Below are 15,692 nucleotides of genomic sequence, written 5' to 3' on the forward strand. Positions count from 1 at the left end.
TCGTGGCGGAGCATCCGTGCCGCCAGTACTGTCGAGACTGGTCGCGGACGCGCACCGAGCATCGAAGGGGAACCATGCAGAAGCCGCTCGTGGGTCTGAATCGCGGCAACATCGTGCGTGAGCTCACGGCGGGCGTCACCCTGCTGGCCATCGCCATCCCGCTGAACATCGGCTACGCGCAGATCGCGGGGCTGCCGCCGACCGCCGGGCTCTACGCGCTGGTGCTTCCGGCCGTCGTCTATGCGCTGACGGTGTCGTCACGCCAGCTGGTCGCGTCTCCGGATGCCGCAGCCGCAGCCCTCGTCGCCTCGTCGATCGGCGGACTCGCCGTGGCCGGCAGCGCCGACTACCTCACGCTCGCCTTCGCCCAGGCGATCCTCTGCGGCGTGATGTTCCTCGCCCTCGCCTGGTTCAAGCTCGGCTTCCTCGCGAACTTCCTGTCGAAGCCGATCCTCGTGGGCTTCGTCGGGGGTCTCGCGCTCGACATCCTGATCAGCCAGATCGCCAAGATGCTCGGCGTGAAGATCGACTCGGGCGGCGAGTTCGTCGACAAGGTCGTCGACCTCGTGACCGGCCTCGGAACGGTCAACGGATGGTCGGTGCTCATCTCGGTGGTCGCTCTCGCCGTGCTCATCCTCGGCAAGCGATTCGCCCGTGCCGTGCCGTGGGCGCTCGTCGTGCTGATCGTCGCGACTGTGGCCGTCGTGCTCGCCGACCTCGACAGGGCCGGAGTCTCCGTGCTCGGCAGGGTGGAGGCCGGTCCGCCCACGCTCACCTGGCCGGTCATCGATTGGACGATGTGGCTGGCGCTCATCCCGTCGGCCATGGCACTCACGCTGGTGACCACAGCCGAGGGGCTTCTGGTCTCACGGTCCTACGGTGAGAAGCGCCACTACGCCACATCCCCGAATCGCGACCTGTTCGCCTTCGGCCTCGGCAACGTCGCAGCAGGCGCCACCGGCGGCTTCTCCGTGGGCTCGTCGACCTCCCGCACAGCCGCCATGGACCAGGCGGGGTCCCGCACGCAGCTCCCGTCCCTCGTGATGGCCGCCGGAACCCTCCTCCTGCTGATCTTCGGCACGGCGCTGCTCGCCGACATCCCCTCGCCGGCCATCGGCGCCATCGTGGCGTTCGCCGTCGTTCCGCTGCTCGGCATCCGCGAGTTCCGCGCACTCTGGAAGGTCGATCGCTTCGAGTTCGCGATCGGCGCCGTGTGCTTCCTCGTCACACTCTTCATCGGCTCGATCCCGGGTATTCTCGTGGCCTTCGTGCTGGCCCTCATCAATCTCGCCCAACGGGCGTCGCACCCGGCGATCGACGTGCTCGCCTCGGACGACAACTCCACGGACTCGCTTCTCGATCAGGCTCCGACGGGTACCGTGACGGCCCCGGGCGTGATCGTGGTGCGTCTCGCGGCCCCGCTGTTCTTCGCCAACGGCTCGGTCTTCGCCGACGCCGTCAAGACGGCCGTCTCATCCGCACCCACCGGGACCGTGCGCCACCTCGTGGTCGACATGGAGGCTGTGACGGATGTCGACGTGACGGGCGCCGAGGCCTTCGACGCCCTGTCGGAGTGGCTCGGCGCCCAGCACGTCGAGCTCGCCTTCAGCCGTCTGCGGCCTGATGCCCGTGCGCGCCTGGTGAAGCTCGGCATCCTGAGGCAGGAGCAGGTCTTCGAGACCAACCGTGCGGCCATCGCCGCCCTCGCCGACCCCGTGCGCTAGCGTCGAGCGCACAGGGGTCGGCATCCGCCAGACCCTCGCCATCGATGGAGGAAGTACTCATGGGCAGTGTCATCGGCGACGTCCTCCCGCTCGCCCTCGGAATCGCGATCAGCCCGATCCCGATCATCGCGGCCATCCTCATGCTGCTCTCGCCGAAGGCGAAGGGCACCAGTATCGGCTTCCTGCTCGGCTGGGTGCTCGGCATCGTCGTGGCCGTGGTGCTCTTCGAGCTGCTCTCCTCCGTCATCCCCGCCAGCGATCCGGATGCCGCCAAGCCCGTCGCCGGCGTCATCAAGCTGCTCCTCGGGCTGGGCCTGCTCTTCCTGGCGTGGCGCCAGTGGCGATCCCGCCCCCGGGGCGGAGCCGAGGCCGCTCTTCCCAAGTGGATGGCGGCCATCGACACGATGACCACCACGCGCGGATTCATCCTCGGCTTCGTGCTCGCGGCAGTGAATCCCAAGAACCTGCTCATGGCCGTGGGCGCCGGCGTCACGATCGGCACGGCGGGCCTCGAGATCGGCGAGATCGTCGTCGTCACCCTGATCTTCGTGGTCATCGCCGCGATCACCGTTGCGCTGCCCGTGATCGCCTACCTGGCCGCATCGTCGAAGATGGCGGCTCCTCTGGAAGCGCTGCGCGCGTGGCTGGTGCAGAACAACGCCACCGTGATGGCCGTGCTGCTGCTCGTGATCGGCGTCGTGATGATCGGCAAGGGGATCGGCAGCTTCTAGGGCGGCATCCGCTCCCACCGATCCGCTCGACGAACCGGCATCCGAAAGTCCTGATCGAGGCCTAAATATCTCGCCACTCGTGGAATACTCCGCGGCGCGATAAAGTTGATACAAGCAGACTCAACTTACGGATTGGAACTGCCATGGCGAACATGCAAGGCGCGCCGAGCTCCCAGGAGGAGCAGAAGTCGGCGCTGGAACAGTACGGCATCGACCTCACGGCCATCGCGGCGGCCGGCAAGCTCGACCCCGTGATCGGGCGGGATGCCGAGATCCGTCGTGTCAGCCAGGTGCTGACGCGACGCACCAAGAACAACCCCGTGCTCATCGGAGAGCCCGGTGTCGGCAAGACTGCAGTCGTCGAGGGACTCGCCCAGCGCATCGTCGCGGGTGACGTCGCCGAGTCGCTGAAGAACAAGCGACTCGTCTCGCTCGACATCTCGGCGCTCGTAGCCGGCGCGATGTACCGCGGCCAGTTCGAGGAGCGGCTGAAGGCCGTGCTCAAGGAGATCAACGACGCCGACGGGCAGATCATCACCTTCGTCGACGAACTGCACCTGCTCATGGGCGCCGGCGGCGGAGAGGGCTCGGTCGCGGCCTCCAACATGCTGAAGCCCATGCTGGCGCGCGGCGAGCTGCGCCTCATCGGCGCCACGACGCTCAACGAGTACCGCGAGTACATCGAGAAGGACGCCGCCCTCGAGCGCCGCTTCCAACAGGTCTACGTGGGCGAGCCGTCGGTGGAGGACACCGTGGCGATCCTGCGCGGGCTCAAGGGCCGCTACGAAGCTCACCACGGAGTGACGATCACGGATGCCGCCCTCGTCGCTGCGGCATCCCTCAGCAATCGCTACATCTCGGCCAGGCAACTGCCGGACAAGGCCATCGACCTGGTCGACGAGGCCATGAGTCGGCTCAAGATGGAGATCGACTCGTCGCCCGTCGAGATCGACCAGCTCAAGCGTTCGGTCGACCGCATGCGCATCGAGGAGCTCGCGCTCAAGAAGGAAAAGGACGACGCCTCGAAGGCGCGCCTCGCCAAGCTGCGCGACGAACTCCTGGAGAAGGAGCGCGAGCTGCTCGTGCTCGAGGAACGCTGGACCCGCGAGCGCGCGTCGCTCACCCGGGTGGGCGACCTCAAGAAGAAGCTCGACGAGGCCTACACGGCCCGCGACCGCGCCATGCGCGAGGCGAACTACGCCGAGGCGTCGCGCCTGGAGTACACGACCATCAAGGAGTTGCAGGAGCACCTGGTCGCCGCCGAACAGGCCGAGAGCGCGCCCGGGGAGGACCGCATGGTCAACGAGCAGGTGACCGAGGAGGACATCGCCGCCGTGATCGCGGCGTGGACCGGCATCCCCGTCGGCCGTCTGCTGCAGGGCGAGACCGAGAAGCTGCTGCACCTCGAGTCCGAGCTGGGGCGACGACTCATCGGGCAGAAGCCCGCCGTGGCCGCGGTGGCGGATGCCGTCCGCCGATCGCGCGCCGGCATCAGCGACCCCAATCGGCCCACCGGATCGTTCCTGTTCCTCGGACCGACGGGTGTCGGCAAGACCGAGCTCGCCAAGGCGCTCGCGGACTTCCTGTTCGACGACGAGCGCGCCATGGTGCGCATCGACATGTCGGAGTACGGCGAGAAGCACAGCGTCTCCAGGCTCGTGGGTGCCCCTCCCGGATACATCGGCTACGAGCAGGGCGGACAGCTCACCGAGGCCGTTCGTCGCCGGCCGTACTCGGTCATCCTGCTCGACGAGGTCGAGAAGGCGCATCCGGAGGTCTTCGACATCCTGCTGCAGGTCCTCGACGACGGCAGGCTCACCGACGGCCAGGGTCGCACGGTCGACTTCCGCAACGTGATCCTCGTGCTCACGTCGAACCTCGGCTCGCAGATCCTCGTCGACCCCTCCCTCGAGTGGGCCGAGAAGGAACGGGCCGTGCAGCAGCTGGTGCGTCAGGCCTTCAAGCCGGAGTTCGTGAACCGCCTCGACGACATCGTGGTGTTCTCCGCGCTGTCGGAGGGGGAGCTGGCCGAGATCGTGAACCTCTACATCGACAGGCTGTCGTCGAGGCTGGGCGAGCGTCGCCTGCAGCTGGGGGTGACTCCGGATGCCCGGGCCTGGCTGGCCGAGCGGGGGTACGACCCCATCTACGGTGCGCGGCCGCTGCGCCGCCTCATGCAGCACGAGATCGACGACAGGCTCGCGAGGGCGCTGCTCGGCGGTGTGATCCGCGACGGCGACAGCGTGCTGGTCGGACTCGCCGACGACGGCGAGGCGCTCACCGTGGAGCGCGCGGAGGGCTAGGCGGGGTCTGCGGGCTTCCGTCGCTCGGCGGGGCGGGCGGGTTCCCCCGCCTCGACGGGCTCGACCTCGGTGACGCCGTTCGCGCTCGCCGGGATGCGTCGCTCGAGCACGGCTGCGAGCACCCCGATGCCCACGCAGCCGGCGACCATGAGCGCGATGTACCAGCCGCCCAGGTCGGCGTCGAGCAGCAGGCCGGCTGCGACCGGGCCCGTGATGGCGCCGCCCTGGAAGGCGGCCGAGTTGACGGCGTTGTACCGGCCGCGGGTGCGGTCTGTCGCCAGGTCGTTGTACATGGCGGGGACCGTCGGCTGCAGGAGCGTCTCGCCGAACGCGAAGATCCCCATGAAGGCGAGCACCCCGATCGCGGCGGCGAGGGAGTCGGGAAGCAGGCCCGTGGCGCCGAGCACCAGCCACGAGCCCGCCCACACCGCCGCCATCACCTGCATGGCCCGCGTGCGGCGGCGCCCGGTGAGGCGCTTCAGCACGGCGAACTGGAGGAACACGATCACGGCGGTGTTCACGGCGAAGGCGAACCCGATCACCTGGGTCGATACACCCGACACCTGTCTGGCGAACGCCGGGAAGCCCGCCTCCATCTGCCCGTAGCCGATGAAGACGGCGACGAAGGTGAGCAGGGTCAGCCAGCGGATGGCCGGCTGCCGGAGGATCTCCCGGTACCCGCCGCTCGGGGCATCGTCTCCATCCGGTGCCGTCTGTGTGCGGATGCGACGCAGCGGCCCGAGCAGCAGCGCCATGGGGATGAGCGAGCTCGCGGCGTCGATGAGGAAGATCGTGACGAAGGTGTCGGGATTCTGCACGTCGACGAAGAAGCCGCCGACGATGCCGCCGACCCCGATGCCGAGATTCACGAGGGCGAAGTTCACGCCGAAGTACTGCTGGCGCAGGTCGCCCTGCACGACCGTCGCGATGAGTGCGTTGATGCCGGGCCAGGACACCCCGAAGTTCACGCCGATGAGCACCAGCGCGACGGCTGCGACCGCCGGGTCCGTCGAGAACGCGAGCAGGGTGCATCCGGCGATCATCGAGGTGAGGCCGACGAGCAGCACGATTCTCGCGCCGTAGCGGTCGATGAGGGTTCCGCCAGGACCCGTGACGATGAGTCCGGTGAGGGCGATGAGGCTCATCAGTGCGCCCGAGAGGCCGAGGTCGAAGCCGCGCACCTCGTGCAGGTAGATGATCGTGAACGGCAGCGTCAGGCCGCGCCCGAAGGTCGAGATCGCCACCGTCGACAGCAGCCACCGCCCCGCCGTGGGCAGGGCGCGCCAGAACTCAGCGATGCCGCTCATCCCGAGAGTCTCGCGGAGACCACCGACATCGCGCCACCCGGCATCGGGTCGCGGCATCCGTCGCCCGTACCCTCGCCCGCTTCGTCGCCGGCATCCGTCAGCAAGACCTCCGGCGTCCCGGTTGGAGGAATAGGCTCGGAGCATGCTGGCTACCCTCATCTACGGCGAACGTGACATCCGAGTCGAAGAGGTCGCCGACCCCGTGCTCTCCACCGGCGCCGACGCGATCGTGCGCGTCGTGGCCTCGTGCGTGTGCGGCTCGGACCTCTGGCCCTACCGCGGCGTGACGCCGACCGAAGAACCCCACCGCATCGGCCACGAGTTCGTCGGCATCGTGGAGGAGGTGGGTCCGGATGTCGCCAGGATCAAGGCGGGCGACTTCGTGATCGCTCCGTTCTACGTCTGCGACGGCACCTGCGTGAACTGCCTCAACGGCGTCAGCACCTCCTGCCTCCAGGGCGGATGGTGGGGCGGCGACGACAAGGTCGGCGGCTTCGCCGACGGCGGCCAGGGCGAGCGGGTCCGCGTCCCCCTCGCCGACGGAACCCTCTTCGCCCTCGAGGAGCAGCCCGACGACGCGCTCATCCCCAGCCTGCTCACCCTCAGCGACGTGTTCGGCACCGGCCACCACGCTGCGGTGTCGGCCGGCGTCGGCCCCGGATCCGTCGTGGCCGTCGTGGGTGACGGAGCCGTCGGCCTCTGCGCCATCCTCGCGGCGAAGCGCCTCGGCGCGACCACGATCATCGCGATGTCGCGGCACGCGGACCGCCAGGCCATCGCCCGGGAGTTCGGCGCCACCCACATCGTGGAGGAGCGCGGCAGCGACGGCGTGAAGGCGGTCAAGGCCCTCACCGGCGGAATCGGCGCCGATCAGGTGCTCGAGTGCGTCGGTACCAAGGAGTCGATGGACCAGGCACTGCGGTCGACTCGCCCCGGTGGCATGGTCGGCTACGTCGGCGTTCCGAACGGCGGCCCCGAGCTGCCCGTGCGCAGCATGTTCAGCCGCAACGTCGGTGTGAACGGCGGCGTCGCCCCCGTGCGCGGCTACATCGCCGAGCTGCTGCCCGACGTGCTCTCGGGCAAGGTCGACCCGGGCCTGGTGTTCGATCTCACGCTTCCGTTGACGGATGCCGCGGAGGCCTACGCCGCGATGGACGAGCGTCGCGCCACGAAGGTGCTGCTGCGCCCATGAGCTTCTACGACGACCTGCTCGCGCAGGAGCAGGAACTGCGGTTCGCCGCGTTCACGCATGACGACGCCTGGACGCTGGGAAGCGGCATCCGCGCCGCCGCGCATGACGGCTCGCTGCCGGTGGCCATCGCCGTCTGGTTCGGACCCCAGCGGGTGTTCCACGCCGCCCTGCCCGGAGCCAACGCCGACAACGACGCCTGGCTCGAGCGCAAGTACCGCGTGGTGCAGCGCTACGGTCGAGCGTCGATGGCCGTCGGGGAGATGTTCCGCGAGAGCGGCAAGAACTTCGACGTCGACTCGCGGCTCGACCCCACGGAGTTCGCGGCGCACGGCGGTGTCGTGCCGATCAGCATCCGGAACGCCGGGATCATCGGCGCCGTCGGAGTCTCGGGCCTGCCGCAGCGCGACGACCACGCGCTCGTGGTCGAGCACCTGCGGAGGCTGCTGGCCCGAACCGGTGGGTGAGTAGCGCCGACGAAGTCGACGCGTATCGAAACCTGCTCCAACGCCGAACTGCCCACTTCCGCTCCTGGCGCGGGCGCCGGACTAGCGGAAGTGGGCAGTTCGAGGAGAGACGGAGAGCGGGTGCGGCGTCTAGGCCGACTTCAGCACGATCTCGTCGAGCGCCAGGCGCGTGCGGGGAGCGACCTCGCGCTCGCGCAGCACGTCGGGGAGCGATGCGGCGTCGCCGAGCACGCCGAGGGCCGTGACCGAGACGATCTCGAAGCGCTCGTCGAGGCCGAGAGCCTCGTGCAGTGCGGCGATCTCGATGCCGCCCATCTGGTGGGTGTGCAGGCCCTCGTGCTGCGCCTGCACGGTGAGGTGTGCGACGGCCTGGCCGAGGTCGTAGCGCGCGAAGGGGCGCGACTTGCCCTCGGGGTCGACGATCTCGGCGATGTTCACGATGAGCACGGCGGCCGAGTCGGCCCAAGTCTTGTTGAAGCCCATGAGGTTGTCATGCACGGTAGTGAAGACGTCGCTGCCGCGGGTGGCCACGACGAAGCGCCACGGCTGCACGTTGTTGGCCGAGGGGGCCCAGCGGGCGGCCTCGAGGATCGAGTGCAGGGCGGCGGGGTCGACGACCGCGGTGGGGTCGTAGGCGCGCGGGCTCCAGCGCTCGACGAGCGGGGTGATGAGAGCGGCGGTGGTGTCGGCGTGACGTGAGGTGTCGGTGATGAGAGTCATCGGAGAACAGCTTTCCAGTGGATGCGAATAGGCCGGGGCGACGCTGTCCCACGCTCTACAACATCACACGTCGCTGCTTATTCCATGAGTGTGCATGGATACTCGCGTCGCGCCGCGTCAGCCGAGCGCAGCGCTATGCGGTGGTCTCCCGCGCGATCGCCGCGACGAAGGCGTCGATGTCGGCCTCGGTGGTGTCGAAGCCGCACATCCAGCGCACCTCGTTCTTCGCGGCGTCCCAGTCGTAGAACCTGAACGACGAGCGCAGCCTGTCGGCGACACCGTCGGGGAGGATCGCGAACACGCCGTTGGCCTCCGTCGCCTGCGAGAACGAGACGCCGCGGATGCTACCGTCGGCCACGCCGGCCTCGATCGAGGAGCGCAGACGGGCCGCCATGGCGTTGGCCTGCGAGGCATTGCGGTGCCAGAGGTCGCCCTCGAGCAGGGCGATCAGCTGCGCCGAGATGAAGCGCATCTTCGAGGCGAGCTGCATGTTCATCTTGCGGAGGTAGATCAGACCGTCGGATGCCGCCGGCTCGAGGACGACGATGGCCTCGCCGAACATCAGGCCGTTCTTGGTGCCGCCGAAGCTCAGCATGTCGACGCCGGCGTCGCGGGTGAAGGCGCGGAAGTCCTGGTCGAGGGCGGCGGCGGCGTTGGAGAGGCGCGCGCCGTCCATATGCAGCTTCATGCCGTGGATGTGGGTGTACTCGGCGATGGCTGCGATCTCGTCGACCGAGTAGAGCGTGCCGAGCTCGGTGGACTGCGTGATCGACACGGCGAGCGGCTGCGCGCGGTGCTCGTCACCCCAGCCCCAGGCCTGCTGGGCGATGAGCTCGGGGGTGAGCTTGCCGTCGGGGGTGTCGACGGTGAGCAGCTTGATACCGCCGATGCGCTCGGGGGCTGCGTTTTCGTCGGTGTTGATGTGCGCCGTCGACGCGCAGACCACGGCGCCCCAACGCGGGAGCATCGACTGCAGCGCGTTCACGTTCGCACCCGTGCCGTTGAAGACGGGGAACGCCTGCACGCCCGCGCCGAAGTGCTGGGCGAAGACCTCCTGCAGTCGCTCCGTGTAGACGTCTTCGCCGTAGGAGATCTGGTGGCCGCCGTTCGCGGCCGCTATGGCCTCGAGGATCTCGGGGTGCACGCCCGAGTAGTTGTCGGAGGCGAAGCCGCGGGTGGTCGGGTCGTGGAGCGTTTCAGTCACCCGTCCATCCTCCCATCGACGTCGAGCGCCTCGTGACTCGGTACGCTACGAGAACAACGCCTTATGGCGCAGACAAGAGGCGGATGATGGCGACGGATGCAGGGACACGGCGTCGTTCGCGCGCCGACACCGCCCGCGCCATCGAGGGCGCGGCGATCGAGCTTGTGCTCGCGCACGGCTACGCCGACGTGACGGTCGACATGATCTGCGACGCCGCGAGAGTCTCGCAGCGCACCTTCTTCAACTACTTCAAGACCAAGGACGCCGCCCTGCTGGGCAACGCGCTCCCCGAGATCGACGTCGAGCGCGCTCGCGTCTTCGCGGACTCCACGGGGCCGCTCCTCGCGGAGGCCATCGGCCTGATCCGCGTCGACACCGAGTTCGTGTTCGACGACGAGAAGCTCTTCGCCGACCGCATCCGGGCGATCTCCTCCCACCCCGAGCTGCTCGCCCGCCAGATGGAGCGACTCGCGGGCATCGAGACGGAGCTGCGCCAGCTGATCGGGGCGAGGCTCGAGCTGCAGCATCCGGAGCTCGAACCAGCCGACCGGGCCCTGCAGATCGACTTCATCACGAACATCGTGGCCGGAGCCATGAGGTTCCTCGGCCAGGCGATCGCCCGCTCGATCGAGAGCGGTGAACCGCCCCTCGACCAGGCCCAGCTCGGCAGGCTCATCGCCGACGTGCTGCCGCGGCTGGGATGACGGCCGGATCCCCCCGGATCCGGCCGTCGGCTCAGCCCTTGATCGCCTCGGCCAGCTTCACGCGGCCGCCCATCTTGAGCAGCGAGTTGGAGTAGACGCGCTCGCCGATCCAGAGCACCACCGCCGTCGTGGCGAGCAGGATGCCGAGCGACAGGAACGGCTCCCACCATTCCGCCTGTCCGAGGAAGATGCGCATGGGCATGCCCACGGGAGCCGAGAACGGCACGTAGCTCATGATGGCGAGCACCGTCGCGTTGTCGTTGAAGAAGATGACCAGGAAGTACGGGATCATCACGAGCATGGTCACGGGCGAGGTGACGCTGCCCACGTCCTCAGCCCGGGAGACCAGGGCCGCCGTCGCAGCGAACAGGGCGGCGAGCATGACGAAGCCGACGAGGAAGAACACCACGAACCAGATCACCGATTCGCCGAGGCCGCCGATGAGCACGCGTTGGCCGGTGACCATCAGCCCGCCGATGGCTATGACCGCTATCGCCACGATCTGGCCTATGGCCAGCACGCTGTTGCCGATCACCTTGCCGGCGAGCAGGGCGCGCACGGGAACGGTCGACAGCAGGATCTCGACCACGCGGGTCTGCTTCTCCTCCACGACGCTCTGAGCGATGGTGGAGCCGAAGGTGATGGCCGACATGAAGAACACGAGGCCGAAGCCGAGCGCCACGATGTAGGTGAGGAACGGGTCGGGGGCGTCGGGGTCGAGCAGTTCGACTCCGGGCGCGATGCTCAGGGTCGAGACGACGGTGTTGGGGATGGAGTCGTAACCGATGACCGTGACTCCGGTGCCGCCGGATCCCGGCACGACGATGGCTTCGATCTCACCGTCGCGCAGCATCTCCTCGGCGGCGGCGCGGTCGCTCGCCGGCACCACCTCGAGTCCGGTCTCACCCACGACCTGTTCCGCGGAGCCGATCACGGCGACCTTCGGCGCCGACTGGTTCGCGCTCGCGATGCTGCCGAACACCACCGATGCGAGCACGGCCAGCATGAGGATGCCCGTCGAGATGACGAAGGCCTTGCTGCGCAGCCGCATCCGGATCTCGCGGCCGGCGACGAGGGCGACGCTCGATCCGAGCGAGGGCGCGGTGTAGTCGGCATTGGTGCGGGTGGTGCTCGTGGTGGTGCTCATCGCACGACCTCCTTGAAGATCTGGGCCAGGGTGACCTTCTGGCGACCGAAGCTGACGACCTCGCCGTGCGCCAGCGCTTCACGCAGCACGGCCTGGCGGGCGGCATCCGTCTCGGCCTCGAACAGGGCGTAGCCACCGTCGAACTCGATCACGCGGATGCCGGGAAGGGAGCGCAACCACCCGACGTCACTGTCGAGCAGCAACTCGTAGGTGGCCGGCGCGTGGATGTCGCGCAGCTCGGTGCGCGGTCCGGCGGCACGGATGCGGCCCTCGGCGATGATCACGAGGTCGTCGCAGAGGCGCTCGACGATGTCGAGCTGGTGTGAGGAGAACAGCACGGGCGCGCCCTGGCCGGCGTAGTCGGTGAGCACGGCCTGCACGGCCTCGACGGCGATCGGGTCGAGGCCCGAGAAGGGCTCGTCGAGCACGAGCACGTCGGGGTGGTGCACGAGTGCTGCGGCGATCTGCGCACGCTGCTGGTTGCCGAGCGAGAGGCTCTCGACGGTGTCGTCGATGCGTTCGGCGAGACCGAGGCGTTCGAGCAGGTCGAGGGCGTTGCGGCGAGCGGATGCCGGATTCCAGCCGTGCAGACGCCCGAAGTAGACGATCTGCTCGAGCACCTTCATCTTCGGGTAGAGGCCGCGTTCCTCGGGCATGTAGCCGAAGCGGCGCCTGTCCACCGCGGTGAGCGGCGACCCGTCGGAGGTGACCGAGCCGGCGTCGGCCCCGAGCACCCCCAGGATGATGCGCATCGCGGTGGTCTTGCCTGCGCCGTTGCCGCCGACGAAGCCCGTCATGCGTCCGTCGCCGACAGAGAAGCTCACGTCGTCGAGAGCGGTGCGTTCGCCGTAGCGCTTGGTGATGTTCCTCAGTTCGAGCATGCTCCCACGCTAGGGATGCCCGGCGGTTCGCGCATCCGTCGCACGGGTGGTTCGCTCCGTCGATTCGGACGGCGAACTCACCCGTGCGACGGATGGCGCCCTACTCCTGCGCCTGCAGACCCAACTGCTCGTCGAGAACGTCGAACGCGCTCACCCAGCCGTCGTAGATGTAGTCATCGCCGGGCTGGCCATCGACGCCGCGCACCGTGAAGGTCATCTCGGTCTGCCGGCCATCGTCACCGTGCTCGGCCAATTCGACCGTGATCACAGGCTGGGTTTCGTCGGGTTGAGCGGGGTCGCCCCACGTGAAGACGAGCCGCTCCGGCTCGACCACCTCGAGGTACTCGCCGTAGGTGGGGTACTCGGTGCCGTCGGGAGCGACCATCGTGTAGCGGAACGAGCCGCCGACGCGCGCATCGATCTCGACGGAGTCGCGCGGAGTCTCGAGGCCACGCGGATGCCACCAGAAGGCGGCCTCGTCGGGGTCGGTCCATGCGCGCCAGATGTCGGCACGCGGTGCGTCGAAGACGTGGACGATGGTGAAGTGCTTCGTGCTCGTGGCGAGTGTCTCGACCATGGGGTTCTCCTTCTCCTCGTTGTGCTGCTGGTCCTTCTGGTTCTGCTGGTCCTGCTAGTCGTTCTGCGGGTTGTCCTGCTCCTGCTGCTTCTGCTTGAGGTCGCGGAGGCGCTCGTCGAGCAGCTCGAACCGCTCGGTCCAGAGCGCCCGGTGCTCGTCGATCCAGGCCGACACCTCGTCGAGCGGCTCCGTGCGGATCGTGCACGTGCGCCACTGGGCCCGGGCATTGCGATCGATGAGTCCGGCCGACTCGAGCACGCTCAGGTGCTGCGACACCGCCGGTCGGCTGATGGCGAAGGGCTCGGCGAGTTCACCGGCCGTCGCCTCTCCGCTCGAGAGGCGCGAGAGGATCGCACGACGGGTCGGATCGGCGAGGGCGTGGAACACCAGGCTCAGCTCGTCAGTCGCCCCTGCGGCCATGTAAGCAACTCCTTAATTAATGAATTGCTTAAATGTAAGGCGGATCCGGACGCTCGTCAAGGGTGAGATCTCGACCCGCTCCCGTTGATCGTTTACAGGATGAGCAGCACGATGACACGTGAGAGCCGTGCATCCTCGACCTGATCCTGTGAACGCATCACGTCGCACGGCCGTCTCCTGACGAGTTACTCCGCCGGACGCACCACGCCGTTCTCGTAGGCGTAGACGACGGCGTGCACGCGGTCGCGCAGGCCGAGCTTCTGCAGCACCTTCGACACGTGAGTCTTCACCGTCGCCTCGCCCACGAAGATGCGGGCGGCGATCTCGGCGTTCGAGAGTCCCTCGGCGAGCAGCACGAGCACCTCCTGCTCGCGGTCGGTGAGCGGAGTGGTCTGAGGCGCGGGCGGCAGTGGCGGTGCCGGAGCCTGGGACGGAGCCTGCGCCTGCTCCAGGTCCGACAGCTGAGCCGAGGTGCCGCCGCTCCCGAACGCCGCGATCACCCGTCTCGTCACCGCTGGTGACAGCAGTGCCTCGCCACGCGCGATCACCTGCACGGCCGCGATGAGGTCCTCCGGCGTCGAGTTCTTGAGCAGGAACCCACTCGCCCCGGCCCGCAGCGCCGTGAACAGGTAGTCCTCGCGGTTGAACGTGGTGAGCACCAGCACGGCCGAGTGCAGGGCGGCATCCGTCGTGATGATGCGGGTGGCCTCGAGGCCGTCCATGCCGGGCATCTGCACGTCCATGCACACGACATCGGGGCGCAGCTGGCGCGTGCGCTCGACCGCCTCCTCGCCTGATGCGGCCTCACCCACCACCTCGATGCCGGGCTCCGAGGCGAGGATGGTGCGGAATCCGCCGCGCACCAAGGCCTGGTCGTCGACGATCAGCACACGGATCATGCGGTGCCCTCGGGTCCGGACGCCGCAGCATCGGATGCCGCACGTGCGCCAGCCCCCACGGGGAAACTCGCCCGCACCAGCCAGCCTCCTCGACTGCGGGGGCCCGCCTCCACGACCCCGCCCACGGCATCCGCCCGCTCCAGCATGCCGACGAGACCGAGACCGGAAGCCGTGCCGCCACGCACGTGCGCGCGTCCGGCGGCGCTCGACGTTCCCGTGTTCGCGACCTCGAGCTCGAGGGCGTCGTCGAGGTAGCGCAGTCTCACGTCGGCGGTGGCACCTGCACCCGCGTGCTTGCGCGCGTTCGTGAGCGCCTCCTGGGTGATGCGGTAGGCGGTCAGTTCGACGGTCGCGGGCACAGTGCGTTCGACGCCCACCACGGTGAACGTGGCGGGTAGGCCGGCGGTCGCGGCCTCGCCGACGAGCGCGGGCAGTTGCGCCAGCCCGTGGGTGCTGGCCGCATCCGCCATCGCGACGGCCCCGGAGTCCAGGCTGTCGTCGCGCAGGGTGCCCAGCAGCCGGTGCAACTCGTCGACAGCGGAACGCGCGCTGTCCTCGATGGCGCTGAGCGCTGCGGATGCCGCCTGCGGATCGGTCGCGACGACGCGGCGCGCTGCTCCGGCCTGGACCCCCATCACCGAGACGTGGTGGGCGACGACGTCGTGGAGCTCGCGGGCGATGCGCACGCGTTCCAGGGCCACGGCCTGCGCCTCGGCGCGCGCACGGGCGCCGGCGAGCTCGGCCGTGCGCTGCGAGAGGGCCGCCCGCTCCCGGGCCGCGCGGTAGGCGGAGTCCCCGAAGTACCAGGCTCCCCAGAAGAACAGCAGGTTGGTGAAGATCTGGATGGCGCCGAAGGCGATGTAGGGCGACATGAAACCGTCGCCGTCCGTGGACCGCTCGAGGTCGGGCAGGTAGTCCTGCACGGCCGAGAAGAAGATGAGCTGCCAGAACAGCCACGCGAACATGCCCACCACGATCGCTCCGCGCGTGATGTTGGCGAGCAGGCGGCTGCGTCCCCATGCCCCCACCGTGTAGACGGCGATGAACAGCACGATCTGGCTGATCAGGAGCTCGGCGACCTGGCCGATCACTCCGGCGGCGTACACGACGCTGACCACGACGGCCACGATCTCGGGGAAGCGACGGCGCGCGGCCATCGGCAGGCTCATGCCGGCCGCCCACAGCAGCGCGAGCCACCAGGGCTCCTCCGCGTAGGTTCCGCTGGCCCTGTAGAAGAGCAGGCTCACCGCGCTGCCGACCAGCAGCACGAGCGCGAGGATCGCGTCGTTGCGGTAGCCGTGGGCGTCCGGCCTCGGTCGCACCCACTCGACTCCGTCGACGACGGCAGGCTCGCCGGGGCCGAGTGCGGGCGCTGCGGCGGAGGAGCTCATGCCTTCACGCTAGCGACATGCCGAGGGG

Annotated in this window: 15 protein-coding genes; 6 read left to right on the plus strand and 9 right to left on the minus strand. The window is 68.8% G+C overall.

The genetic code is table 11. The features are described from left to right. Positions 1-74: 74 nt before the first annotated feature. The 3 genes from E4M00_RS10435 (at position 75) to E4M00_RS10445 (ending at position 4,758) form a co-directional block, all read left to right on the plus strand. Positions 75-1,724 carry a SulP family inorganic anion transporter gene (locus E4M00_RS10435; protein WP_135120422.1) on the plus strand — a complete coding sequence of 550 codons (1,650 nt, stop codon included), beginning with the start codon at positions 75-77 and terminating at the stop codon, positions 1,722-1,724. 59 nt (positions 1,725-1,783) lie between these two features. Beyond that, positions 1,784-2,455, plus strand: coding sequence for a GAP family protein (locus E4M00_RS10440; RefSeq protein ID WP_135120423.1), 672 nt, complete (start codon positions 1,784-1,786; stop codon positions 2,453-2,455). Positions 2,456-2,598: 143 nt separating this feature from the next. Next, positions 2,599-4,758: an ATP-dependent Clp protease ATP-binding subunit gene (locus E4M00_RS10445; protein ID WP_135120424.1), complete on the plus strand. Its 2,160-nt coding sequence runs from the start codon at positions 2,599-2,601 to the stop codon at positions 4,756-4,758. Here E4M00_RS10445 and E4M00_RS10450 read toward each other — a convergent pair. Next, entirely contained in the window at positions 4,755-6,065 is a 1,311-nt protein-coding gene (locus E4M00_RS10450) for an MFS transporter (protein WP_240037013.1), read from the minus strand. The genes E4M00_RS10445 and E4M00_RS10450 overlap by 4 nt on opposite strands. A gap of 142 nt (positions 6,066-6,207) precedes the next feature. Between E4M00_RS10450 and E4M00_RS10455 the strand changes: the two genes are divergently transcribed. Both E4M00_RS10455 and E4M00_RS10460 read left to right on the plus strand, forming a co-directional pair. Then, positions 6,208-7,257, plus strand: coding sequence for a zinc-dependent alcohol dehydrogenase family protein (locus tag E4M00_RS10455; protein WP_135120426.1), 1,050 nt, complete (start codon positions 6,208-6,210; stop codon positions 7,255-7,257). Further along, entirely contained in the window at positions 7,254-7,721 is a 468-nt protein-coding gene (locus E4M00_RS10460; protein ID WP_135120427.1) for a heme-degrading domain-containing protein, read from the plus strand. Before E4M00_RS10455 ends, E4M00_RS10460 begins: the two co-directional genes overlap by 4 nt. Positions 7,722-7,850: 129 nt before the next feature. Here the strand turns inward: E4M00_RS10460 and E4M00_RS10465 are convergent, their stop codons facing one another. Both E4M00_RS10465 and E4M00_RS10470 read right to left on the minus strand, forming a co-directional pair. Beyond that, entirely contained in the window at positions 7,851-8,441 is a 591-nt protein-coding gene (locus E4M00_RS10465) for a nitroreductase family protein (protein WP_135120428.1), read from the minus strand. A gap of 133 nt (positions 8,442-8,574) precedes the next feature. Next, on the minus strand, positions 8,575-9,645 hold the full coding sequence (locus tag E4M00_RS10470) for a threonine aldolase family protein (RefSeq protein WP_135120429.1): 1,071 nt from the start codon (positions 9,643-9,645) through the stop codon (positions 8,575-8,577). An 86-nt stretch (positions 9,646-9,731) separates the two neighbouring features. Here E4M00_RS10470 and E4M00_RS10475 point away from each other — a divergent pair, with 86 nt between their 5' ends. After that, on the plus strand, positions 9,732-10,349 hold the full coding sequence (locus E4M00_RS10475; protein ID WP_204772993.1) for a TetR/AcrR family transcriptional regulator: 618 nt from the start codon (positions 9,732-9,734) through the stop codon (positions 10,347-10,349). A gap of 31 nt (positions 10,350-10,380) precedes the next feature. Here E4M00_RS10475 and E4M00_RS10480 read toward each other — a convergent pair whose 3' ends face one another. The 6 genes from E4M00_RS10480 to E4M00_RS10505 form a co-directional block, all read right to left on the minus strand. Further along, the gene (locus tag E4M00_RS10480; protein WP_135120431.1) at positions 10,381-11,496 is read right to left on the minus strand and encodes an ABC transporter permease; all 1,116 of its coding nucleotides are present in this window, start codon (positions 11,494-11,496) and stop codon (positions 10,381-10,383) included. Continuing rightward, positions 11,493-12,377 (minus strand): ABC transporter ATP-binding protein, encoded by an 885-nt coding sequence (locus E4M00_RS10485; protein ID WP_135120432.1) that lies wholly within the window; start codon positions 12,375-12,377, stop codon positions 11,493-11,495. Before E4M00_RS10485 ends, E4M00_RS10480 begins: the two co-directional genes overlap by 4 nt. 100 nt (positions 12,378-12,477) lie before the next feature. After that, positions 12,478-12,954, minus strand: coding sequence for an SRPBCC family protein (locus E4M00_RS10490; protein WP_135120433.1), 477 nt, complete (start codon positions 12,952-12,954; stop codon positions 12,478-12,480). A gap of 54 nt (positions 12,955-13,008) precedes the next feature. After that, entirely contained in the window at positions 13,009-13,374 is a 366-nt protein-coding gene (locus E4M00_RS10495; protein ID WP_135120434.1) for an ArsR/SmtB family transcription factor, read from the minus strand. A gap of 185 nt (positions 13,375-13,559) precedes the next feature. Next, a complete protein-coding gene (locus E4M00_RS10500; protein ID WP_135120435.1) occupies positions 13,560-14,273 on the minus strand; it encodes a response regulator in 714 nt (237 codons plus the stop codon). Then, positions 14,270-15,664 carry a sensor histidine kinase gene (locus E4M00_RS10505; protein ID WP_135120436.1) on the minus strand — a complete coding sequence of 465 codons (1,395 nt, stop codon included), beginning with the start codon at positions 15,662-15,664 and terminating at the stop codon, positions 14,270-14,272. The genes E4M00_RS10500 and E4M00_RS10505 overlap by 4 nt, the downstream gene beginning before the upstream one ends. Positions 15,665-15,692 lie beyond the last annotated feature (28 nt).

It is taken from the genome of Orlajensenia leifsoniae, assembly GCF_004570845.1.
Lineage (GTDB): Bacteria > Actinomycetota > Actinomycetes > Actinomycetales > Microbacteriaceae > Orlajensenia > Orlajensenia leifsoniae.